This is a genomic window from Haladaptatus halobius, from assembly GCF_020618475.1.
Taxonomy (GTDB): domain Archaea; phylum Halobacteriota; class Halobacteria; order Halobacteriales; family Haladaptataceae; genus Haladaptatus; species Haladaptatus halobius.
On the sequence record NZ_CP085338.1, the window covers coordinates 30612 to 51833 of the forward strand.

At 52.8% G+C, this 21222-nt stretch carries 24 protein-coding genes; 9 read left to right on the forward strand and 15 right to left on the reverse strand.

Features of this window, described 5'->3' with window-relative positions; translation table 11 throughout:
* Window positions 1-969 precede the first annotated feature (969 nt).
* On the reverse strand, window positions 970-1503 hold the full coding sequence (locus LIW51_RS39525) for an immunoglobulin-like domain-containing protein (protein WP_368411876.1): 534 nt from the start codon (window positions 1501-1503) through the stop codon (window positions 970-972).
* Between the two features lie 982 nt (window positions 1504-2485).
* Here LIW51_RS39525 and LIW51_RS27865 point away from each other — a divergent pair.
* A complete protein-coding gene (locus LIW51_RS27865; protein WP_227379277.1) occupies window positions 2486-3805 on the forward strand; it encodes an RNA-guided endonuclease InsQ/TnpB family protein in 1320 nt (439 codons plus the stop codon).
* Window positions 3806-4027: 222 nt separating this feature from the next.
* Entirely contained in the window at window positions 4028-4354 is a 327-nt protein-coding gene (locus LIW51_RS27870; RefSeq protein ID WP_227379278.1) for a hypothetical protein, read from the forward strand.
* Window positions 4355-4360: 6 nt separating this feature from the next.
* Here the strand turns inward: LIW51_RS27870 and LIW51_RS27875 are convergent, their stop codons facing one another.
* The 3 genes from LIW51_RS27875 to LIW51_RS27885 form a co-directional block, all read right to left on the reverse strand.
* Window positions 4361-4621, reverse strand: coding sequence for a hypothetical protein (locus LIW51_RS27875; RefSeq protein WP_227379279.1), 261 nt, complete (start codon window positions 4619-4621; stop codon window positions 4361-4363).
* A gap of 582 nt (window positions 4622-5203) precedes the next feature.
* Entirely contained in the window at window positions 5204-5455 is a 252-nt protein-coding gene (locus tag LIW51_RS27880) for a hypothetical protein (protein WP_227379280.1), read from the reverse strand.
* Complete coding sequence (locus LIW51_RS27885) at window positions 5422-5583, reverse strand: hypothetical protein (protein WP_227379281.1); 162 nt, start codon at window positions 5581-5583, stop codon at window positions 5422-5424. The genes LIW51_RS27880 and LIW51_RS27885 overlap by 34 nt, the downstream gene beginning before the upstream one ends.
* Before the next feature lie 95 nt (window positions 5584-5678).
* On the opposite strand from LIW51_RS27885, the gene LIW51_RS27890 reads away from it, so the two are divergent.
* The gene (locus LIW51_RS27890; RefSeq protein WP_227379282.1) at window positions 5679-5864 is read left to right on the forward strand and encodes a hypothetical protein; all 186 of its coding nucleotides are present in this window, start codon (window positions 5679-5681) and stop codon (window positions 5862-5864) included.
* Between the two features lie 278 nt (window positions 5865-6142).
* On the opposite strand, the gene LIW51_RS27895 is transcribed toward LIW51_RS27890, so the two are convergent.
* The 3 genes from LIW51_RS27895 to LIW51_RS27905 form a co-directional block, all read right to left on the reverse strand.
* On the reverse strand, window positions 6143-6328 hold the full coding sequence (locus LIW51_RS27895; RefSeq protein WP_438267459.1) for a hypothetical protein: 186 nt from the start codon (window positions 6326-6328) through the stop codon (window positions 6143-6145).
* A 441-nt stretch (window positions 6329-6769) separates the two neighbouring features.
* Entirely contained in the window at window positions 6770-7192 is a 423-nt protein-coding gene (locus LIW51_RS27900) for a type II toxin-antitoxin system VapC family toxin (protein WP_227379284.1), read from the reverse strand.
* Window positions 7192-7419: an AF_0619 family ribbon-helix-helix protein gene (locus LIW51_RS27905; protein WP_227379285.1), complete on the reverse strand. Its 228-nt coding sequence runs from the start codon at window positions 7417-7419 to the stop codon at window positions 7192-7194. The genes LIW51_RS27900 and LIW51_RS27905 overlap by 1 nt, the downstream gene beginning before the upstream one ends.
* A 128-nt stretch (window positions 7420-7547) precedes the next feature.
* On the opposite strand from LIW51_RS27905, the gene LIW51_RS27910 reads away from it, so the two are divergent.
* Together LIW51_RS27910 and LIW51_RS27915 are read left to right on the forward strand one after the other, a co-directional pair.
* Window positions 7548-8000, forward strand: a complete 453-nt coding sequence (locus LIW51_RS27910) for a hypothetical protein (protein ID WP_227379286.1) — start codon at window positions 7548-7550, stop codon at window positions 7998-8000.
* Window positions 7997-8332, forward strand: coding sequence for a hypothetical protein (locus tag LIW51_RS27915; protein ID WP_227379287.1), 336 nt, complete (start codon window positions 7997-7999; stop codon window positions 8330-8332). Before LIW51_RS27910 ends, LIW51_RS27915 begins: the two co-directional genes overlap by 4 nt.
* Window positions 8333-9104: 772 nt before the next feature.
* On the opposite strand, the gene LIW51_RS27920 is transcribed toward LIW51_RS27915, so the two are convergent.
* Entirely contained in the window at window positions 9105-10712 is a 1608-nt protein-coding gene (locus LIW51_RS27920; RefSeq protein ID WP_227379288.1) for a hypothetical protein, read from the reverse strand.
* Between the two features lie 605 nt (window positions 10713-11317).
* Window positions 11318-12364 carry a hypothetical protein gene (locus LIW51_RS27925; protein ID WP_227379289.1) on the reverse strand — a complete coding sequence of 349 codons (1047 nt, stop codon included), beginning with the start codon at window positions 12362-12364 and terminating at the stop codon, window positions 11318-11320.
* Between the two features lie 907 nt (window positions 12365-13271).
* Here LIW51_RS27925 and LIW51_RS27930 point away from each other — a divergent pair.
* Entirely contained in the window at window positions 13272-13496 is a 225-nt protein-coding gene (locus LIW51_RS27930) for a hypothetical protein (protein WP_227379290.1), read from the forward strand.
* 689 nt (window positions 13497-14185) lie between these two features.
* Here LIW51_RS27930 and LIW51_RS27935 read toward each other — a convergent pair.
* The 3 genes from LIW51_RS27935 to LIW51_RS27945 all read right to left on the reverse strand — a co-directional run bounded on the left by LIW51_RS27935 (window position 14186) and on the right by LIW51_RS27945 (window position 16174).
* Complete coding sequence (locus LIW51_RS27935; RefSeq protein ID WP_227379291.1) at window positions 14186-14566, reverse strand: lamin tail domain-containing protein; 381 nt, start codon at window positions 14564-14566, stop codon at window positions 14186-14188.
* Between the two features lie 976 nt (window positions 14567-15542).
* Window positions 15543-15932, reverse strand: a complete 390-nt coding sequence (locus LIW51_RS27940; RefSeq protein WP_227379292.1) for a PIN domain-containing protein — start codon at window positions 15930-15932, stop codon at window positions 15543-15545.
* Window positions 15929-16174 (reverse strand): antitoxin VapB family protein, encoded by a 246-nt coding sequence (locus LIW51_RS27945; RefSeq protein ID WP_227379293.1) that lies wholly within the window; start codon window positions 16172-16174, stop codon window positions 15929-15931. Before LIW51_RS27945 ends, LIW51_RS27940 begins: the two co-directional genes overlap by 4 nt.
* 449 nt (window positions 16175-16623) lie before the next feature.
* On the opposite strand from LIW51_RS27945, the gene LIW51_RS27950 reads away from it, so the two are divergent.
* Window positions 16624-16890, forward strand: coding sequence for a hypothetical protein (locus LIW51_RS27950; RefSeq protein WP_227379294.1), 267 nt, complete (start codon window positions 16624-16626; stop codon window positions 16888-16890).
* A gap of 863 nt (window positions 16891-17753) precedes the next feature.
* Here the strand turns inward: LIW51_RS27950 and LIW51_RS27955 are convergent.
* From LIW51_RS27955 to LIW51_RS27965, 3 genes are all read right to left on the reverse strand, one after another.
* A complete protein-coding gene (locus LIW51_RS27955; protein WP_227379295.1) occupies window positions 17754-18149 on the reverse strand; it encodes a PIN domain-containing protein in 396 nt (131 codons plus the stop codon).
* Window positions 18150-18152: 3 nt separating this feature from the next.
* Window positions 18153-18422: an antitoxin VapB family protein gene (locus LIW51_RS27960; RefSeq protein ID WP_227379296.1), complete on the reverse strand. Its 270-nt coding sequence runs from the start codon at window positions 18420-18422 to the stop codon at window positions 18153-18155.
* A 78-nt stretch (window positions 18423-18500) separates the two neighbouring features.
* On the reverse strand, window positions 18501-18704 hold the full coding sequence (locus LIW51_RS27965) for a hypothetical protein (RefSeq protein WP_227379297.1): 204 nt from the start codon (window positions 18702-18704) through the stop codon (window positions 18501-18503).
* A 15-nt stretch (window positions 18705-18719) separates the two neighbouring features.
* Here LIW51_RS27965 and LIW51_RS27970 point away from each other — a divergent pair, with 15 nt between their 5' ends.
* Together LIW51_RS27970 and LIW51_RS27975 are read left to right on the forward strand one after the other, a co-directional pair.
* Window positions 18720-18878 carry a hypothetical protein gene (locus tag LIW51_RS27970; protein ID WP_227379298.1) on the forward strand — a complete coding sequence of 53 codons (159 nt, stop codon included), beginning with the start codon at window positions 18720-18722 and terminating at the stop codon, window positions 18876-18878.
* Between the two features lie 912 nt (window positions 18879-19790).
* Entirely contained in the window at window positions 19791-21089 is a 1299-nt protein-coding gene (locus tag LIW51_RS27975; protein WP_227379299.1) for an RNA-guided endonuclease InsQ/TnpB family protein, read from the forward strand.
* Window positions 21090-21222: the final 133 nt, after the last annotated feature.

Consider the following 21222-nt stretch of genomic DNA (forward strand, 5'->3'; position numbering starts at 1 on the left):
TTACTTTTATTTCACTTTCAGGCCCCGCATAACAATGCCCACGGCGGCCATTGGGGTAAATGCGAGCGTCGCACTGAACGTGGTGCCCGACGGTGGACGCTCGACCACAGCAAAGCACGTCGCGTTACGACTGGATCAATCCATAGGGCGCGTGGGATACTCCGCCGCTTCCCACGTTGCCACTTTCCCGAGGGTTCCGGGCGAGAACGGGTTGCTTGTTGGTAGAAGCACCATCGACACGCGTCGGGTCTCGCATAGTTGATGGCGGCCACCGTAGACGACGTGGCCCCGGTGGTTCGATTCCACCCCCGTTCGTGATTAATGAGGCGTCTCTGTTCCCTTGCACTCCACCCATCTGTTGGTTTTATACTTAATGCAGGCGCTAAAACCTCGCCCGTTAGGGCGGAGATACAGCACCGTCTTTGAGTTACTTTCACCGAACGCCAAAGCCTTCCTACTGCTGTATTTGAACGGGGTAGTAAGACAGTCGGCGCGTGGTTCTGCGTTCAAATCAAGAACACGGATGCGCAGTCACCAAGTCACGCCAACGGGACCGTCGAACAGGTAGGAAGGGGACGGTCCGAACCGAACGTCTGTGGAGACTGCGCTCCCTGTGCGACACACCGTCGTACAAAAGCGTGTCGTAGAAGCAGGAAGCCCCGCCCTTCAGGGCGGGGTAGTTCACGAGACTAACGACGAGGTTGGTTCCGGTAATCCACAATCCAACCGCTGACTGAGTTTGGAGAGGTGTGTCAATTCGAAGTGGGGAGAACGGATATGTGACCATACATCTCGTTCTTGTCCTGTGGAAAAAGTGCGAGTGGAATCGGGTGAAAGTGAAACACAAAAAAATATTATACAGAAGCCATCGGACATGTATTGAGTTGGTACCCCCGTGGTAGGTTCACTTCCACTTATGAGGTTATGGAGCAGAAAATCGGCTTCGTGCTGAATAGAGAGCGTGTATTTTCACCGAGTCAATTGTACATGGAAGTCGGTTGCCAAGAAGGGGTTGGTTCCGAGGATCACGAACCGATAAAGCCCAGCGGTCAGTTCGTATTGAACCGTCTCGGTCTCACTTAGCGTTTCGAGTGCAGAGTGTGTCAGCGTAACCTTCTCAGTATAGGATTTGCTAGGAGGAAGGGTGAACGCACATAGGGGGACTCCGTCACTTGTTGTCCAAAGCACCTCGCGCCAACGACCGTTTGCCCGCTGTTGAAGCGTCCACGGATTATGACATCCGAGCGTGATTTCGGTCGTACTCGTGTTTGTGATGGTAAATTCGACGGAATCACCGAGAGTTACTGGCTGATCTGGGCCTGAAAGCCGTATCTGATCGTGTTCGTACGTGATCGAATCGCCGAAAACATTCAGATCATTATCATACAGCTCGGTGAGTGGTTGGCCATTCTTATTGCGCCCTACCGCTGAACATCCAGCGAGTGGGACAGCGGCGATTCCGGTAAGGTGGAGGAGTGTACGACGCGACCATCGACGATTCATAGCGACAAGCAGTCTCTTCGACGGTAAATATCTTCTATAGACTGAAACTCCTCTTGTAGTGTTGTCAACCCAATCCAATGTAATGGCGGTGCCCTTCGGAAATCTTTGCAACCCTCACAGCAAGAGCCTCGAATCGATACATTAGCTTCACGAACTGCGCACGGATTGATTCGGGGGTCCCGGGGGGTGTCCACTTCCGCTTAACGCTAATGAGGAAGTGACATCGCATACCGGATGACGAATGAAAAACCGCAAGCAGGCGCCGTGGCAACCGTCGCTGGTATAGGAGAGAAACCGTCTGATGCTGTGTGAACTACCTCGGGGTCAAGCCCCGAGGCTTCCTGCTTCGGCGTCGGAACTTCCATCCCGGAGGACAGAGCGGTTCCAGACTTCACAGACGTTCTCCCGCGCTGGGACGATTCGGCCCATCCTCTGCCTATCGTGCTCGATAGGCGTACCGGTACGCGCCGTTTCGAACGCCGAGATTTTGTGCAAATCCCGTACTTACGCTCAATCGGGCCGCGTGGCCCATCACACATAAAGAAACGGGCGGTTGGACGATAAAGCGTACGCGATTCGCCCCCGAGGTCAAGCCTCGGGGCACTCTCGCTGTATTAACTGTCGATCTTCGCAAGTGGGGAGAGGTGGGTAGGGGTGGTGAGCGACCAGTCTGCACGTTAGTACCATATGCTAACCGCCGAAGTAAGGAAGCTGGGACGCGACCCTACTCCGAACTCGTGCTGGTTCTCTCAGACCAGCATTGCCGACTGACACAGAACAATGATATAGGCTTTGTGTCGATGGCTGACGTGCGTCTGACTGAATTATAGAATGCAAGGAGAATACCCGCGCCTTTAGACGGGGGATGAATTCGACAACCCATTCTACAGACCACCGTCGATTGCCGGACCGGATATTCCGCTATTCCCAATCCGAATTTTTACAAAAGAAGCGAGTATAAGTGATTATACAGACGTTCAGAATGCTGGACATCTACCGCACCCACCGAGCAAAAATCCTCAACCACGGACAGGTCGAGGACTCTCTCAACCGGCATGGGTGGTCGGCCAGCAAACTCTGGAATGTCGCCAACTACCACTCCCGCCAAATCTGGGAGGAAACCGGGGAGATTCCCGACCACGGCGATCTCAAAGACGAGTTGAAAGGTCACACCAAATACAAGGGACTGCACAGTCAGTCCAGTCAGCGCGTTCTGGAGGAACTCGCTGAAGCCTTCAACTCATGGTACGGCAAGAGGAAATCCGATGACCGAGCGAATCCGCCCGGCTACCGCAAGAAAAACTACTACGACTCGGAAGGCCACCGAGTCCACGAAGAACACCCGCGTTCTACCGTGACGTGGAAGCAGAACGGCATCCGCCACGACACCAAGAACAACCGAGTTCGTCTCTCGAAGGGTGCGAATCACAAGGAACACCCGAAAGCGTGGGAGTACATCCTTGTCGAGTACGAGACTCGGCCCGGCGTTACGGTCGAGAATCTGCAACAGGTTCGCGCCGTCTACGACAACGCGAAGGAGCGGTGGGAACTCCATCTCGTCTACAAAGACGAAATTGAGACACCCGACGCACCCGGCAACGAAACAGCGGGTATCGACCTCAGCATCTGTAACTTCGCAGCTGTTGCGTACAGCACCGAGGAGGCCGACCTGTACCCCGGCAACCGCCTCAAACAGGACGGCTACTACTTCCCAAAAGAAATCGCCAAATGCGATGACTCGGGAGGTGAGCGGGCAATTCAACTCCACCACAAGTGGTCGGATCGCCGCACCCACTTCTTCCACAGCCTCGCCAAGCACATCGTAGAGAAGTGCATCGAGCGTGGCGTAGGTCGCATCAACGTTGGTTCGTTGAGCGGCGTCCGTGAGGACGAGAACGGCGACTCGAAGAACTGGGGTAAACACGGCAATCTCGACCTGCACGGCTGGGCGTTCGACCGGTTCACGAAGATTCTCACCTACAAGGCGAAAGTCGAAGGTATCGAAGTCGTAGAAGTTTCAGAGCGCGACACGAGCAAGACGTGTTGTGTGTGCGGTATGAAGGATGATAGTCAGCGTGTTAAACGCGGCCTGTACGTCTGTGAAGAGTGTAACGCGGCGTTCAATGCTGACGTGAACGGGGCGGAGAACATCCGTCTCTACGTGAATCAAAGTAACTCCGAGTCTGCACCCAGTTTGGGTGGGGATAGGAGTACCGGCTGGTTGGCACAGCCAGCAGTCTACCTTCACGACTTGTCCTGCGGATTCCAACCGCAGGAACAAGTGGTAGACTGCAAACCTTAATATCCCAATGCGGTCGGGATTCCTCCGCCTGAAGGCGGAGGAGGATGTCAAATCGTGTCCGTGTTGTGTCCCCGTGTTCCGTGCCTGTGTTGTCTCGTGTCCCTGTGTGTATTCGAGTGTTTGAGCGTGTATACATTGAGACACGCCGTGTACACAGGTAGGTATCTGTGTCTGACGTCTGTCTGCTGTGTTTTCTTGTGTTCTGACTCCGATGACGCGGCTATGGGCCGGATCAACGTCACCACCTACGAGGAACACGACGAAATCTTAGACGGGATCACCGGCGAGACAGAGGCCGAGAAAGTACGCAAGTGCATCGAAGCCTATCCACACCTGAAAGAACTCGAGGATGAACTTAGGCACAAAGAGAACAAGATCGAGGAGTTGCGCAACCAACTCATCTCTGCGAACTCGCGGATAGACGCCTCAAACCAATTGGTGAAACGAGTCGAAGAACAAGATGACGATATTGCGGAGACACTGGACTCGTTAGAACAGGAAATGCAGGAACTCAAAGAGAACCGCGGATTACTAAGCCGTCTCTTTTGACGCAGCTCATTTGGTGTCCACCCACACCGCGACGAAGTCGTCGTTATCGAACAGCTTGTAGTCATATCTGAGAACATCCAGGGCACTCTCGGCGGCAATGAACTGTCCAAGCCGGTAGCCTTCGACGAACTCCTCAGTGGGTTCACTTCCCGAGTCGTCTGGTGGGTATTCCCACTCGGATTCATACGAGAGGGTGTTGAGCCTCTCCGCAATCGCTTGTAGTGCTTCTCCACATTCCTCGCTGTCTGCAGACTCTAATTTGTCCATTGGTCACACATAACTTTACACGGTTCGTCAAATAGACTCGGGTGGTGTCCCGAAGGTGTTCTCGCCAGAATCGCTCCCATGTTCGGTATCCGTGTTCGTCTGTCGGGGACGTTTCTTAATTTGATTGCCGCTTTCCAAACAACCTTAGTATCCTCAAACATGTTAATCGATGTCGGGATAACTTATCAAGAGGTTCGACCCGACAGCGTGGGAGATCGCGGCGGCAGAGAATCAGGTCATTGCTGCCTCTACCACCACGTCTTCTGCCTCATAGTCATTGCTCGGTGGCCATCGCAGCTAAGTAAATAAGTAGCGCACGCCTTCACGTCGGATCTTACATCTGTTCGGTCATGAGATCCGACGAACGTGAGACAACTCGATAAGCCCACGAAACCACTCACGTTTCGCAATATACTGACGCCGTCGTCAGAGACCAACTACAAACTACTGTCCCCTATAGAACCGAAGAAGAAGAGAGACCTTACAGTAGCCGACTTTTGCTTACAATGATTTCTGTTATGGAGTTTAGTTTCGTGTTAGAGCCCTAACCTTCTTAGGCGGGGTTCACTGACGCAGTCTCACTCACGCCACTGACGACGACGTCACTCCCGCAGTCGTTGCTTGCTTCGAGGCAAACGCTGAGTGTTGCTTGAGCATCCAGCCGTGTTTGTCGTGCTGGAAGAACATGATCGCGCCCTTCGAGAGCTGCTCAACGCGGCGGCACACCCTGTAAACTTGCTTCCATGCGAGGTGTTCGTCCGTGGCCGTGGAGAGGTGCGACTTGAGGCTATCCGCCGTCTTCAGAATGTTGCCTTGGGTATCTTCGTGCTCCACTCGTTCCAGTGTTCGAACAGCGTCACCGCGCGTCGGTCACTCGGATCGACATGTTCGTCGAGGGCGTCCTCACCGAGGATCGATAGACGCTCGATTGGCGTGTAGTCCTCTCCAACCGTGTTGTGCATGGTGTTCTCGCCACCGTCACCCTGGAGGTTGGAGGATTCGAGACGCTCCTCCAGGTCGTCAACGCGGTCAATCCACTCTCGCCTTGGAGGTGCGGATGACTACAATCGTAATCGCCAGTCACTACGTCCTCGAGCTCCCACACGGTGCTTTGTGTGAGGTCATGCGAGGATTCGAGATCGTCGATCCGCTCCTCGAGCTCGGCAATCCGTTCGTCCTTCGTTTCGAGGCGCGCTTCGAATTCCGCGCGCTGTTCTTCGAGGAGTTCTTCGACCTGTTCTAGCGTAATGTAGTCGCTGGTATCGCTCATTCTCGTGGGTTGTATTGATATCCTGTTGGAGGACGGCGACGAACGGGAGGAAAACGTCGTCACGACCGGGAGATAGTTTTGCCACTAAGCAAGGGCAAACTATTATTACGGTCGCAACAAAAGGAGAAGGTGTTCAGGCAACCCCTTCTGCCGCAGTCGACGATTCGTCACATAGCTGTGGATTTCGATGGCCTTTATTTAAAACCTGTTACTGTTTGAGTGAGACGCGTCTGACGCATGGCTGACGCTCCTCAGTCATTCTCTTTGCAAACAACGTCTCGGAGTTCACCGAGGAGCTTCGGATGATGCTCTGCTAGTGCATCGACATCCTGTTCGAGTACTTCGAGGCGGTCACGAACCCGGGCGATTGCTTGGTACCGCTTTGAATCGCTTACATCCTCTTCTCGCGTGATGTACTTTCGCTCCGTTTCTGTCATGAGCGCACGAGTGCGAGCCATTCGTCCCGGGATTTGGGCCGCCATTGCATATTTGGATACCATTTGCAAATACGTAAGGTTTGCGAATATAGGAATATTTGCAAATATACAAACTGTTAACGAAGTAGACAACATAGTCGTGGACGTGTCGGATAGTGCCTCAAAAAGACCAGCACTGGATTACTCCTAGGACAACACTCCACCGATGGGGACGATACGACAGACGATGAGCAGTAGTAGAGGGTCACAATCATCCCAAGGGCCAGAACAGCGGAGCGTCGGCCACTGCCAAGCGGAGCGGACGGAAGCGACCCCTTGCGGGTCGACCCGTACGCTGGCCCGCACGAGCGACGCTAGGAGCGAGAACATGAGGCGGTGGCGGTGCAGTCAAGTCCTTTCGTAAGTGCAGCGTTGAGTTTGCCGAGTGTCATCTAGAGTTTTTCACTCCTTGAGGATTTCTTCGGCGGTTGCCACAGATACTGCCTCAGAAGCATGATCAGCCATCCCACCATCTTCGGTCACGAGCATTGCGTTCGTCTCCTGTGCGGCGGTGATATAAGCGGCATCGTAGTAGGTGACTCCTTCGTCCCAGGCCGTATCGAAGACTGCTGTTGCCCCGACGTCCGAGAGTGACAGTACTATCATTTCCTCTCGGACGGAATCAAGGTAGTCGATAGTGTCGGTCGCATCCTCACGGCTCACGAGTTGCTGTGCTGCTGAATCATTCCAGAAACTATTCCCTGCCTCGTAGAACGCGTGATCGAGTGTATACTGGCTGAATGCCGCAGCTGCGGCACCATTGCCGTGCTTGATAAGTTCGACGAGACTACTTGCGTCGAACAGCCGGGATTTGTCGGGCGCCACTATCGGGACTCTCGATCTTCGCGGATGTTTTCGACGACGCGTTCGGTCTCGATTTGATCCCCGATTCGCCGGCTAAGATCATCGCCACGCTTGATGAGTTCCTCTCGCCGTCGACGCCGTACTTCAGCTTCGAGTGCATCACGGACGATTTCGCTGACGTTAATGTCGTACTCGTCCATGTCGGCCTTCAACTCGTCCGGAACACGGGCGGTAACAGTCCTTGACATACAATGGTGTGTTACGAGTTTGTATTACATAATTCTTCTCCCGATATTTCCACAGTCAACATCGACGCAACACAATCCCGACTTGTCGTCTTTCCAGCTAGGTTGTTCACTGAAGAATTCCCGCTATTGTGTATTCTCTCAACCTTCTCCGTTCGTGTTTTCTCCCTATTGTTGTACTTTCTGACACTCATCAACGAATCGTCAACTACGTCAGTGGATCGGCGGCAGTCATTCGCCGTGGGGCTGGAATAGCTGCAACCGACGCCGACCTCAAGCGCTTTCAGGTGTTGATCACTGAGAGTGATTTCTCTCGCCATCACACGTTCGCGTTCGCGAATGAGTACGAGCCAGAGTGGCTTGCAAATCAGGTCGCTGAATCGCTGCGCGAGGAGTTAGGTGGGACATTCATTTTCGGCGTTTACACTGACACCGACAATTCCAACCATATCCACGTCGCAGAAGCCGGAACAAGCCACGAGTGCTTCATGGATTCGGACGATATCGATCGCGTTCGCCAAGGGATCGCTGCCCGACTCCCCGAGTCGATCGGTGATGGCGATAGCGGGGGCGAAGAGCCATGAGAGATCGTCGCAGGCGACGCGATCCGCCGCGCAACGCCGGTTTCTGGCACACACTCGCCCGCTGGACGTGGCGGTTGCTGAAATGGTTTCTCAAAACACGCGTCGGGAAGTTCGTTGCTGGATTGTTCGTGGTGAACCCCCTCCTTTTGGAGATAATCGGTCGGTGGGCCGATCTCGTCACGCTCGTACTCGGAATCGTGGTAGTCGGTGCAGTTGTCGGAACAACCGTCGTTCGCTGGCTCCTGATGAATGTTTCACTCCCACTGCTCAGCGGTGGCGTGGCGAGTGGTCGCGAGCCGTTTGAGGTCGGCTTCGGTGATGATCTACGTTGATTACTCACCCCGTCGTCAAGAAAAGCTGTGTCTCTGGATGTCGATTATGTGCGCAAGAAAAAGCCCGACGCGCCACCGCGACCGATTCTGGATACCGAGACATCGCAGAGTTATCTCGGCCAGACGAACACAGGGAAATCGACCGCTGCGCGAAAACAGGTTGAAGATTGGTATCTCGAGTTTCCGATTATTGCACACGCCCATAGAGTATGCCTTATTTCATTTACATTTCAATCTTGGCATTGTAAAATGGATTCCGTGGATCTGACCTTTGGCAGACGAACGTCGCGATTCTCGGTTAGTATACCATACTAATTTATCGATGACACAGTGGAGGCTCGCACTGTCACATGTGGTTTTCTTCGCGAATGCCATGTGGCACGGAGTGGCACCGACGACCGCGTTGGCGGTTGCACTGCTTATCGTCTACGCGAGGTGCATCGTCGTCGCGGTGTTCGTCAACAGTGGTGAATTACACAAAGGGCGACTGTGATGCCTCACTGCCAAAACCCCGACTGCGAGGCACACGTCACCTGTTGCTGTGTTCGCGTCTTTGTTCCCAAAGACGGTGACGTGTACGGCTGCCCCTGCTGTTCGACCGGCAGTGAACTATTCCACGGGGAATGTACGAGTTCGAACTCACCGAGTGAGTTTGATCCCTGTAAGAAATGCTTCCCAGAACGCGTTGAAGAGACGTAGACGTCATGCTGTGTCGCATCCTGATATGGTGGTGACAAGGCTAACCATCGCAGATAAATGTGTCTCGCGTATCTTACGCAAGTTTCACAAATGTGCCATCGCGCTTTTGCCGATAATATCCATTCCCGGTCCCGTCAGTCGAATCGGTGAAATCAACGAAGGTTCCGACTGGGTAATCGCCTTGCGGGGTTTCTGCCGCCGCTGATTCGACCGCTTCGCCGTTGATGACGGTATTGGTTCCTTGGTCGTCGATTGTCTCGTAGTCCGCATTTTGTATCACCGTTCCGGTCGCTCCAGGCGCGATTTCAATGTCAAGCACAGTCGATGTGACATCTAAGCCATGCATTGTCGTTGCCGCTTCTGCATGAACAACAGCGCCCGCGCCACCCAAATTGGTCACTTCAACGGTGACATTATTGAATCGGTAGCCAGGGGCTAAGATGTTAACCGGCCGGTATGCACTATCAATCTGAACGTTGACGTTTGAGAGCGTGACGTTATCGATTGTGCCACCTGTAACCGGTGCATCGCATTGGATGGCGCGCTCAATGTCCCCCGTACTAAAGACATCCATATTCGAGACGGTGACGTTTTCAGCCTGTTTATTGAATCTGACAATATACATGTAGGGAATTCCGGCAGGCGTCGTGGACTCGTCATTATACCCTCGGACACCATCAAATGTCACATCTTTCGCACCCGTGATGTTTGCCAATCCACGCGGAAGGTTGTACCAGCTTGCATTTGTGACAAGCACATCGGTTGTTGGTTGGGCGGGGTCATTCGCAAACCCAATCATCGAGGTGTCGTCGCAGTTCGTTGCCCGGATTCCATCGACAACGTGATGAGCGGCGTTATTGCGGAAGGCAATCGTCCTGTCCCACCCATCATCGTTGCGAATATTCCGGAACGTCCCATGTGTCCCGGAGATTTGCATCGCCCGGTCGCCGATCTGGTAGACGCGGCAATTTTCAAAGTGGAAATTGGAAGCACTATCTGAATTGACGCTTATCCCCGACCCACCGGTATTGTGCTCGTGGAATGGGTAAGTGTGCGTCGCATAGAAGCTTCTCACTTCGAAATCCGTCACATCGTAGAATTGGAGCGCGTCTTTATTTTGTCCCGTGTGTGTTTGATTGTCTTTATTGCCATCATATCCATAGTTGAGTATCGTGATGTCTTCTGTTGGCGATGTTTGCCCGACGATGAGCCCCTGGATGTTGGTTTCATTCGCTATCTTGAGGATGGGGTTGCCATCTCTTGCGAATCTAGATTCGAATTCCAACCTGATATGAGACGTGTCTAATGTTGGTTGGCTGGTGAGTACATAGGGCGTGTCTGGTTGTTTTACACGGACGGTGTCGCCAACACTAACGAGCGAATCAAGATTCTCTATATCGGAGACATCGTCGATGAGGTGGTCGAAACTGCCAAATAGACGCTCCGTACTTACCGAATTGTATTCGCGATCTACCAATGACCACGAGTTGCCATCGTCATAGTATATGGCTCCTGTCTCTTCAGCGATCCAGATGCGGTTTGCATCTCCTGGTTCCGGGCGATTTGAAAGTGGCCCCCGGTAGAAATCAACAGCTGGCGTAAAAGTGCTTTGAGCGTCTGCTGTCTCTGATTGAGCGGCCAATATTCCAAGCTTTTCTAGTTGATCATTTTTTGATTTCATATCGTATTACATTTAATATATTCCTAGCTAATAAATATGTCGATTTAGACGATTGGAATGTTGTACCAGGGATCCGCCAGAACGGGCCACCGTCGCAAAATCAAGTCGAATTGGCCCCGCCTGAATCGCAGGGCCTCCACTGGTCGGTCAAACTGTACGCGTGAGGGGGGAAATGTGTCGGAAAAGACGGAGAAAAGAACGCTCTCGGGTTAATATGGTCTATTCACCCGAGCGGCGTGATTATCGATACTCGTCTCAAACTTATTCTATATAATTTATCGTGCCTGCCGTGTGTGTGATGCACTTTTTCAATATCGTACAGAGCGAGCTTGTCGCCGTTCTCGAGGAACAACGAGAGGATGTCGAGGCGGATACGTTAGCAATCACAATACTCGACAACGACGAGAACACGTAGTTCATCATTGGACTCTCAGAAAACGGCAGTACTATGGTAGACGTACGACCGATTGATGAACTCGATTAGCAAAACGCCGATCCCGATCGCCGGATTCAATCCGCGCGCCTACTTATTCCCGGCCTCGCGACTTCAGCGTATGGTGGGTGGTCGGCGACGACGACAGTGCTGAAGACGGTGAGTCCGACGATCATTCGGAATCTGAACACGAATCCGAACCCGACTCACTTAACGCGTTACTCGATCTCAGCGAGCTGTTGGAACCGATACCGAGTGAAATTCCAGGAATTAAGCCGTCTTGGCCGAATACTACGTACCCAACTCGTTCCGTCGTATGATTAGTTTCGATATCGAGGCTTTGCTCCTCTTCGACGCGGATATCGACACCATTTCTATCGAGATGTTGATAACGTAACTCGCTCGTGTCGGGTCCGTCCCGCGTCTGCAGATCGGCGATAAAGCGAGGTGTCTGGCTGTATGTCTGGCGGAAACTAGCCTCGAAGAACTCATCATCAACGGCGTTTGGTGTTAGCCCGACTTCGAAATCGGTGGCAACTGGATCAAGGATTCCCGAAGCTGGTCGTTCAAACGCGATATATCCTACTGATTCCGTTTCATGATACTTTACTTGGTCACCACTGTCTCCGCCTTCCTCTTCCTGCAGTTGGACACTGAACGTATTCGACGAGGACACATCAGTACGAGTGACAATTGCGTCAGGACCATTGTAGGTCTGAGATTGTGTGAGAACAACCGGGTTCTGATCATAGGTTGCAAGGAACTCAACGCTCTGTGGATTCATATCAACTGGTTCATGTCCCGCTTCAATACCTGTTGCAACACCTGAGAGAGTATACTGGCCCGGTTCGACGGCAATGTAGAAGAATCGTTCTGTCGTGTGAGCGCCATCCAAATAATTCCACTCTTCAATTTGGTACTGGAAGCTGTCAGTTGTCACATTGCGAAGACGAATGTGACATGGCTGAGAGCCCTGAGATGAAACTGGTTTCATAATGACGACTGGGTCGGTGAGATAGGCACCGTCCAACGCCTCGGTATGCCATTCGCCAGGACCAGACTGGTCGGTACGGATGGTTCCGACTTCGCCAATGGACAATACTGCGTCCTGTGCTGTTGCTGTACCAGTGATTCCAAGAGCCGATACACCAGTGCCGATACCGGCCGCTGCGATTCCTTTTAAATAGCCTCTACGATCAATTCTGTCATTTTCTTGCATGAGACAAGTAGGTTATAAATGTGGTTTGGACTTTGTTATGAGTTGCTTGAATATTCCTCTAGTGGAGTAATAAGTGGTTACTCTGCAAATCACATCATTAATAAATACCAAATTTATGATGCATCAATCGAAACCATATGTGAGTGGCTCGTCACTCATTAGTAAACTACGATCTGAGCCATGCCGAAACTTTCGCGCGTAGATTCGGTTAGTCGAAGGAGAGTATGATAGCCTCTCCGAGGGCGAACTTTGGTGAGGGATTGAAGATCTCGCCGATTCTGAAGAAATCAATATCGCTCAAGTGTATCACAACGTGAACCGACGAAACAATCATCCCGAGGGCTAGAACAGCGGAGCGTCGGCCACCGCCAAGCAGAGTGGACGGAAGCGACCCCTTGCGGGTCGACCCGTAGGCTGGCCCGCATGAGCGACGCCAGGAGCGAGAACGTGTGGCGGGGCGGTAGCGCGGTTGTGCGCCAGGTACAACGGGATCAGCGAAGGACTCTCTCAGCAATGATGTTGGTCATGATCTCTAGCCGTACCGCATACCGACAGCATCAGCACCGCTACCGCAGACACGTTCCCTCTCTCGCTGGTCGTGGGGTGCGGTCGGTGCTCACTCACGGCCCCCATGGCAGGGGGCCCCTCGTTCGCATCTCCCTTGGGATGAACGCGGAGTTTTATAGGTTCCGTCTACGAATTGGTTTCGTGACGGCAAGGTTGAAAATCATGCGACAGCACCGACCTGCTGCACAATCTACTGCACACGCGGTGCGTGTGCTGCACTCAAATCGCCAGACGGCAGCGGGGCTTCGCGGTGCTGCTGCGGGTTTTTATCTTGCTAGTTGAATGCACCCCTTCACTCAACCACACACTGACCCTCCACACTCCTCCAAACACCCAACCCATGACCACCCGCGACACGATGTTCACCACCTACGTGGAAGACGATCTCGCAGACGAAATTCAACAGCGTGCCAACCAAGATGAGGTCACGGTCTCCACCTACATCGCCGATGTGCTCGCCCAGCACATCCGCGAGCAGGCTGTCGAAAACACCATGCATCAAACCAGTGCCGAGCAACGCGTCGAAGAACTCGCTAGTGGGTTAATCACTGGGTTTGTTGGTTAATTCTTCGGCCGGGACTGCTTCTGGTTATAGATCAAAATCGGCGAGTAGATACCATAATGGACAGGATCTGTAAGGCCGTGTCAACCCCACTCATGATGTGGGACAGAACTGTCCCCACTGACGATAGTCAGTGTTAGTAGGAGTGTTTGTTTCATGGATTCTCCTGGTGGCGAGCGCAGAGGAGCTGGAGAGCGATTCTCCTTTCAACCTCCTCTCGAAACGCCATGGTATTTTCCCGTCCTTCCTAGCTCATGCGCATAGATTACAGCGGCACCCCCGGGGGTAGCTGCACTTCCGCTTAGATTTGAAGTCGGCAGTTGACTCCCGATAACTTGGCGCAGCCTTGCGATTTGCTGGCTTGGAAATCCCTTTCTTCCATAAGAATTGGTGATAAAATAGTTACAATCAATAGAGTTTATCGGTCGGTGCCCCAACTACCCACTACTCAGTCGTTAGCAATCTTCTTTCTCAGATGCCTTGTCAGTGCCACCGTCCGAAGTAGTAGTTGTCCCCTCGTCAGACTCCGTGGTCGTCTGCTGGTTTGAACCACTGCTGGACTTCTCGTCCGTCGTTGTTTCTTCGTCTTCGGTCGTGGTGGTTTCCTCAGTGGTCGTCTCTTCCGTCTCAGTCGTCGTTGTTGTCTCCTCTTTAGCGGTGGTCGTGGTTGTGGTGGTCTCTGGCTCACCAACTTACTTCTCTTGGTCAGACCGAGCGACAACCTCGCCCTCGGGTGAGAGAATCGCGTACACTTCCTCCTCGTTGTTGGGCATCACGTATTCACGGCCGACATCCACACTGGTTTCTCCTTTCTCGGGATTTGCCACGACTTTCAGTGTGTCACCGGCACTAATCGTCGTTCCCTGAGCTATCGTTCCTTTCTGTTCATCACCCTCGTCATCGTCCATAAACCCAAAGTCAACGACGTACCCACTGAGGTCTATCTCCTCCCCGGAAACATTCTTCACGACAAGGTATTCTTCCTCGGCATTGATTTCAGTGAAAACGAGCTGTGGCCTCTCACTCGCCCCAAAGACGCCAGTACTACCCAGACCGACTGTTCCCGCTACCACCGCACCTGTACCAATGAGAAACCGCCGTCGATTTTGTTCCGATACACGATTAACTATTGTCCAATAATAAATGAATGTTTTGTTATAGAATGTATAAGTTTGTTAACCGCTCTGAAGGGTTCAATAAGTACTTCGCTGAATGCGAAGGCCAGCATTATTTCTATAACTACGGGATAACAATAAGTAAATTTTCTAGTGGTACAAATTTCATATTACTGGATTATATTTGTTATATACTTGGATCTCGTATCTAAAGACAAGATGTCAATAACAGCCTCACGACCCCAATTTAACGGAAGGTTCCTGAGAGATTTTGTAGTCATCTTGCTTTTCATCTTAATTCTCGCATACCTTGTTCCCGGTGAGACAGTCCTATCGTATGCTGCCGTTCTATTTGCGTCTGCCATTCGAAATATCCATTTCGAATGGATTGGAGATGGCCAGTGTTTTACTCCATAGTAGCAATTGGATTCCTAATCGAGGCATTTATCTTCACTATCCTGTATCGCGTCAGTCGTAAACTCCTGTAGTAGCCCTGACCACCAACCCTATTTAGTCACAATCAAGAAAAGCTACTTTGGCAATCCAGTGAACATTCGAATCTCCATTAGCCAGAGTTCTAAAAATATGGGTTATAGGTTTCGACCACTGGATTCAGGGGTGTTCGGCTATATTGCTACACTCGATCGGCAGGGGTGCTGACACATTTTACACCATGATGGCTCATCTTCGATCCCTGAATCCTCACAGTACCGCATCCGAGACACCTTCACCAGATGCTGAATTAGATGAAGACAGAAAGATTCCACTTACGGCCCGTACTGACTGAGAAGTCTCTTGTATCCTATCTTGCTTAGACACCGTACTCGCGGAACTGGAGTAATCGACCCTCGATTGAACACGTAGCACACTTATGGTGAAACGACCCGGCTCACCGTGCACGCTTGCCGTTCGCTGGGACGTCCGGCGAGGATGGTTAGTATTCTTCGACGTCAACGACCTTCTTGGTCTCCTCGTGAGTGAGGTGCCGATCAGCGGAGACCACCGACGCATCGAGCTCGCGCCCGATCGCCGCGATTAGCGCATCCATCTCGGACAGGAACGGGTCCTGTGGTCCCATCTCGTCGGCAATCTCTGCAGCGGTGACCGCGGTCTGCTCGTCGACAGCGTACACTTCGCCCCACGAGAGATCCTCGCGAGCGCCCTCGATATTGCCCTCCGGACCGTTCCCTTCTCCGAGAAGAGCCTCTGTGTATGCCGGAACCGGAAGGACGTACACCTCCCTGTCGTGCTCTAGGAGGTACTCGCGGGTCGACTCAACGCCATCGAGGTAGTCGATCAGGAACGTCGCGTCGAGGATCTTCATGCCTCCTCACGTTGTCGTCGCATTCGCTCTATCGACTCCTCCTCGTAGGTTTCGCGGGTCTCGCGAGCGCGGTCGGCCCGCTCGTCGGACCACCGGCCGAACCCCGCGAGGAGGTTGCGGTCACGGTCGATTGAGAACAGCCGCTCGAGGACGTCGTTGTAGCTCTCGCCCTCTCGTCGCCGGCGCTCGATCTCACGCTTTACACTTTCGCTGACTCGGATTTGGTCGTCGGCAGCACCCATCGTACGTTGACGTTGAGCGTTGACATACCTATATATTTGGTAGACGAATTCGATCAGCGTTCTCGGGGTTTCTTCTAACCGCTACCGCAAACACGTTCTCGCTCCTGGCGTCGCTCCGTACGGGCCAGCTTCCGGATCGGGGGAAAGCCCCTGTCTCCGGCCGCTCCGCTTGGCGGTAACCAGCACTCCGCTGTTCTGGCCCTTGGGATGAAAGTGGGCTCTGCGAGTAGGGGGGGGTGGGTTTCCAATTAGGGACAATACAGCAATCTTCACCACGAGTTGCACATGGATTTGTTCGGGGGGTTCTGGGGGTGATCTACTTCCGGTTATGAGGTTATGGAGCAGAAAATAGGGGTACGACTGAGTAGAGAGCGTATCTGAACTAATTCGAGAAGTCTTCGATTAATTGCTGGAGAAAGCTTATTAGTATAGAGAAAGTGAAAGGATATATGGACAGAAATGGTGGAGTAGAAAGGGACAGTAAGGGTGGAAATCCTATGAATCCTGGGCGTTCAGTCCTCAAGTCGGTGGGATATATGGACGGAAATAGTGAAATGCGTGATGCAGATTGGATGATAATGGACGGAGATGATAGAGGTCCGAGGGATTCTGGGAGTGCGATCCTCGAGTCGAATCCAATCAAGACAATAGTGATACTCCTTGGCTCTCTCGTCGTGTTCTTCCTCCTTATTCGGGTGATGTTTCTGTTGGGATAGCACCACGAATTGCACACAGATCGATCCGAGGGTACCGGGGAGTGTCCACTTCCGCTTAGATAATGAGGCAGTGGCGTCAGACACCAGATGTCGAGTAAAAAATCGCAAGCAACCGCCGTGGCAGTCGTCATGTGTATATAAGATAAATCGTAGTATCACGAAGACACTGAATTCGTTGGAAAAGGAAATGCAGGAACTCAAAGACAACCGCGGATTACTAAGCCGTCTCTTTTGACACAGCTCATTTGGTGTCCTTCTTGTTCTTGCGCGGCAACCCCACCAACGGCGATGCTGGTGATGTCGGCAACTGCCACAAATAGTTTGATGGCTTTTATGACTACCTCCGACTATCCGACTCTCAGTTCACAGTTAAACATCACTAACCGTTCATGTTCTTCAGCCCAATAGTAACTACGTTAGTACCCCCGAGATCCGTGGTTAAGACAACGAACCATCGGAGAATTTCGGCGCTACGGATGTGGGTTTCTATCTTTCCTTTCACTTTCAGGCACCACATAACAATACCTATGGCGGCCCTTGAGACAATTGCGAGCGTCGCACTGAACGTGGTGCCCGACGGTGGACGCTCGGCCGCAGCACGTCGCGTTACGACTGGTGTCAATCCATAGGTCGCGTGGGATGTCCGCCGCTTCCCACGCTTTTGCTTTCCAGAGGGGTTCCGGGCGAGAACGGGTTGCTTGTTGGTAGAAGCACCATCGCATGTGGCGGTTCTCACATGGTTGATGGCGGCCACTTCGTGGCCCCGGTGGTTCGATTCCACCCCCCGTTCGTTTTTCCCGAAAAAGGGATATCGACATTCGAAAAAGTTAGTATATTAACTCACACGGGAAACGGTCACTCTGTCAGCGATACTCGTCGATATCGAGGACGGTCTGCACCGCAGGATGGGTGTGGTCGCGGTCGTTCGACACGAGTGCCGCCCCGAGTTCGCGCGTGAGGCCGACGATCACCGCGTCAATCCCGGTCAGCTGCGGTGCTTGTGGCCCTGCCTCCTCCGCGACATCGATGGCGGCGAGCGCTGTCTGTTTGGTGATGGGGGCGACTGTCGCCCACTCCAATGCCTGCTGGGCGCGTGTGACGGTGAGGTCGCCCGTTCCGTAGACCGCGCCCAACAAGAATTCGATGTAAATCGGGGATGGAATCACGAACTCGTCGGACGAGTTCGCTTCGAGGTATGTTTTGGTGGCAGGATGGCCGCTCTCGTAATCCATCAGAAAACTGCTATCGAGAACCTTCATATGTCAGTCGCGCGCCTCACGGTCAGTACTGTGGCGCTTACCCATCTCGTCAATACGCTCGCGACTCTCCTGCTTCCTGGCCGAGTGAATCTCTTCGACGACCTCGCGCTGGTCGGTGCCCTCCCAGATCCCGAATCCGGCGAGCAGGTCGCGTTCGTCCGCGAGCAGGCGGCCAATCACGTCATCGAAGCTTTCTCCCCTACGCCGTCGCTGGGCGAGGCGCTCGTAGTGCTCGGGCGAAACCCGGATGTGTTTGTCGGCAGTGTCGCTCATTGTGTGAACGTTTACGTTTACGTTCAAATAACGCTTGTGCTGCTCCCCCGGCACTCCCGCTTAACCAACAAAGCACAGTTACAACTCAGTTTGTTGGTTAAATCCGTCGTCTGACAGCATTTCCCATGCCACCCACTTCACCCGCGTGACCAGCCTCGAGTCGACTTTCCGACGCGAGAGCGAGCGTTCGTATTCGACGTACATGACGGGTTCCGTGTTCTCCTCGCGCTGGGCGAGAAACTGGCGTCTCCCACGCCGGACACGGATGAGGTCCTGTGTCACTTCATCGTACTCCGCTTGAAGGTCGTCGTACTCCTTGTGGAGGTCGGCGTGCTCATCTTGGAGTACTTCGTACTCAGCCTGGAGTTTCTCATGGAGTTCGTCGAACCCAACTCAGAGTTCATAGTACTCCTCGCGGACTGCAAGCGCATCACGGATTTACTTCGCACGGGATAAACCGGCGTTATCTAATAGACAGGCGCTAAAACCTCGTCGTTTACGGCGGGGTAGTTCACCCGCGAGTTCATCTAACTCCATACGGCGTTCATCGTCTACCTGACCGGATATATTTGGCATACAGAGTCACTCCAATTGAAGCACAATATAAACGTATTCAGTCTCCCAGAACCAAGGATATGTTCCAAAACAAGTTACTCGATATCCGAAAGAAGTCGATATGCACTCGTCCACGAATAGGTGACACCGAACTGCTTCTCGGCAAGCCGTTGAACGAGTGACACACTCCATTCCTCAACATCATATCCACCGTTTGCAGGCGACTATCCGAGTAATTGGGAAACTTCGGCTTAGTCTTCACAATCGAGTTTCGGCGGGGGCCCAGGCAGGACTTATCACGGACTGCTATCTGGGCGGAGTCCTCTTCGAATGTTAGAGACAGTTGAACATGTTTTACAGGAGAGTCCGTACTACTTAGCTACGTCCGTTTGAGTGACGCCCTGCTTGTAGGCAATTGTGAGCAGAGTGCCTTCATTACTTGGATATTACTCCTACAATCAAGCGCGGGGGTTCGGTTATCAAGCCAATTTGAAAATATTAAATAAGCAGGTAAAATGGAGTAATCGAGTAAACAATTTTGGAACCCGCTAGAACTTGATTATATCAGTATACACCTCGTTAGGGCGAATGTTCGAGATTAGTTTTCAGCAAAGTAATTCATCACTTTTGGGGAGTTCAATAAGAACCCGGTCAAAGAACCAACTATTCTAGTACTATCTTTCTTCAAGGAGAGAATCCCGCCGTTCATGACGGGAGTGAATCCGACAACTCCGACACACCAACCGCCGATAGCTGGCTGGATATTCTACGCGAATCCACACCATTAAGCAGGTTTAATTACATAGACTATTTATGGCGATTCAGGTCACTCGCACCTACGTTGCCTCCATACAAAATCAGCAACAGGTCAAAAGTGACTTGGACTCGCTCGGGTTTGCCGCCTCGAAACTCTGGAACATCGCACGCTGGACGGTAGAGCGCATCTGGAGCGAAACAGGGACAATCCCCGAGGGTGGCCCACTTAAGGCATACCTGAAGAACCACGAACGCTACGCCGACCTCAATTCTCAGTCGAGTCAGCGAGTCATCGAAGAACTCGCTGAAGCGTTCCACGGCTGGTACGCCAAGCGCCGAAACGGGGACGACCGCGCAAACCCACCGAAGTACCGCAAACACGGCGACAAACACCCCCGCAGTACGGTCACATTCAAAGAAGATGGCTTCAAACACGACCCCCACAACAACAGGATACGCCTCTCCAAAGGGCGAAACCTGAAAGAACACTGGTCGGATTTCATCCTCTGTGAAATCAACACCCGACCAGATGTGACCGTCGAGAACGTTTGCCAAGTACGAGCCGTCTGGAATGGCGATGAGTGGGAACTTCACATCGTGTGCAAACTCGAGATCGAGACTCAATCTCCCGGCAACGAAACCGCCGGTATTGACCTTGGTATCTCGAACTTCGCCGCCATCGCGTACTCCACGGGCGACCACAAGTTGTATCCAGGGAACGCTCTCAAGACCGATGAGCGGTACTTCGCTAAGGAAATAGCGAAGTGCAACTCCTCTCGGTCGAACAAAGCTCTTCGCCTTCGTCGGAAGCGTTCCGAGCGTCGGTCACACTTCTTGCACGCCGTCACGAGACACATCGTCTCGGAGTGTGTTGAACGGGGTGTTGGAACGATCGCTGTCGGCAACCTCGAAGGAATCCGTGAAGACGATGAAACCGGCGAGGCTCGTAACTGGGGTGACCGTGGGAACGAAGGGCTTCACGGATGGGCGTTCGACCGCTTCACGAACTTGCTCACGTACAAGGCGAAAGCTGAAGGAATCGCTACCGTCGTGGTGAGCGAACGGAATACCTCGAAGACGTGTTCGTGTTGTGGGCAGAAGCGGGACGCTAACCGCGTGGAGCGTGGGTTGTACGTCTGTCGTGGGTGTGGTCGCGTGATGAACGCTGACTCGAATGGCGCAGAGAACATTCGGTGTCGGTTAGACCAAGCAGAGAAGGTAACTCTGAATCCTGAACTGGATAGGAGTAGCGGGCGTGTGGCACACCCAGCAGTCAACCTGTTCCGCCGTGGAAAACACGGCCCAAGCAGTGGACAGGGGACGTTCGTTGACCAAACGAGCATCTGCAAACCGTAAATATCCCAACGCGGAACGGGAAGCCCTGCCGTAAACAGCGGGGAGGATGTCACATACGGCGGCAGTATAGTCGATTGAACACGCTTCTTCCTGCATCTAAAGGTGCGGTATCCCCCATCGTGGTTCGAGTGAA

Excerpts from the sequence above, each read along its gene's own strand:
- LIW51_RS27890 (WP_227379282.1), top strand. The coding sequence starts at position 5,679 with ATGACTACAATCGTAATCGCCAGTCACTACGTCCTCGAGCTCCCACAC.
- LIW51_RS27925 (WP_227379289.1), bottom strand. The coding sequence starts at position 12,364 with ATGCAAGAAAATGACAGAATTGATCGTAGAGGCTATTTAAAAGGAATC.
- LIW51_RS27915 (WP_227379287.1), top strand. The coding sequence starts at position 7,997 with ATGAGAGATCGTCGCAGGCGACGCGATCCGCCGCGCAACGCCGGTTTC.
- LIW51_RS27950 (WP_227379294.1), top strand. The coding sequence starts at position 16,624 with ATGGACAGAAATGGTGGAGTAGAAAGGGACAGTAAGGGTGGAAATCCT.
- LIW51_RS27870 (WP_227379278.1), top strand. The coding sequence starts at position 4,028 with ATGGGCCGGATCAACGTCACCACCTACGAGGAACACGACGAAATCTTA.
- LIW51_RS27945 (WP_227379293.1), bottom strand. The coding sequence starts at position 16,174 with ATGGGTGCTGCCGACGACCAAATCCGAGTCAGCGAAAGTGTAAAGCGT.
- LIW51_RS39525 (WP_368411876.1), bottom strand. The coding sequence starts at position 1,503 with ATGAATCGTCGATGGTCGCGTCGTACACTCCTCCACCTTACCGGAATC.
- LIW51_RS27920 (WP_227379288.1), bottom strand. The coding sequence starts at position 10,712 with ATGAAATCAAAAAATGATCAACTAGAAAAGCTTGGAATATTGGCCGCT.
- LIW51_RS27940 (WP_227379292.1), bottom strand. The coding sequence starts at position 15,932 with ATGAAGATCCTCGACGCGACGTTCCTGATCGACTACCTCGATGGCGTT.
- LIW51_RS27960 (WP_227379296.1), bottom strand. The coding sequence starts at position 18,422 with ATGAGCGACACTGCCGACAAACACATCCGGGTTTCGCCCGAGCACTAC.
- LIW51_RS27885 (WP_227379281.1), bottom strand. The coding sequence starts at position 5,583 with ATGCACAACACGGTTGGAGAGGACTACACGCCAATCGAGCGTCTATCG.
- LIW51_RS27875 (WP_227379279.1), bottom strand. The coding sequence starts at position 4,621 with ATGGACAAATTAGAGTCTGCAGACAGCGAGGAATGTGGAGAAGCACTA.
- LIW51_RS27975 (WP_227379299.1), top strand. The coding sequence starts at position 19,791 with ATGGCGATTCAGGTCACTCGCACCTACGTTGCCTCCATACAAAATCAG.
- LIW51_RS27955 (WP_227379295.1), bottom strand. The coding sequence starts at position 18,149 with ATGAAGGTTCTCGATAGCAGTTTTCTGATGGATTACGAGAGCGGCCAT.
- LIW51_RS27895 (WP_438267459.1), bottom strand. The coding sequence starts at position 6,328 with ATGACAGAAACGGAGCGAAAGTACATCACGCGAGAAGAGGATGTAAGC.
- LIW51_RS27865 (WP_227379277.1), top strand. The coding sequence starts at position 2,486 with ATGCTGGACATCTACCGCACCCACCGAGCAAAAATCCTCAACCACGGA.
- LIW51_RS27930 (WP_227379290.1), top strand. The coding sequence starts at position 13,272 with ATGACCACCCGCGACACGATGTTCACCACCTACGTGGAAGACGATCTC.
- LIW51_RS27905 (WP_227379285.1), bottom strand. The coding sequence starts at position 7,419 with ATGTCAAGGACTGTTACCGCCCGTGTTCCGGACGAGTTGAAGGCCGAC.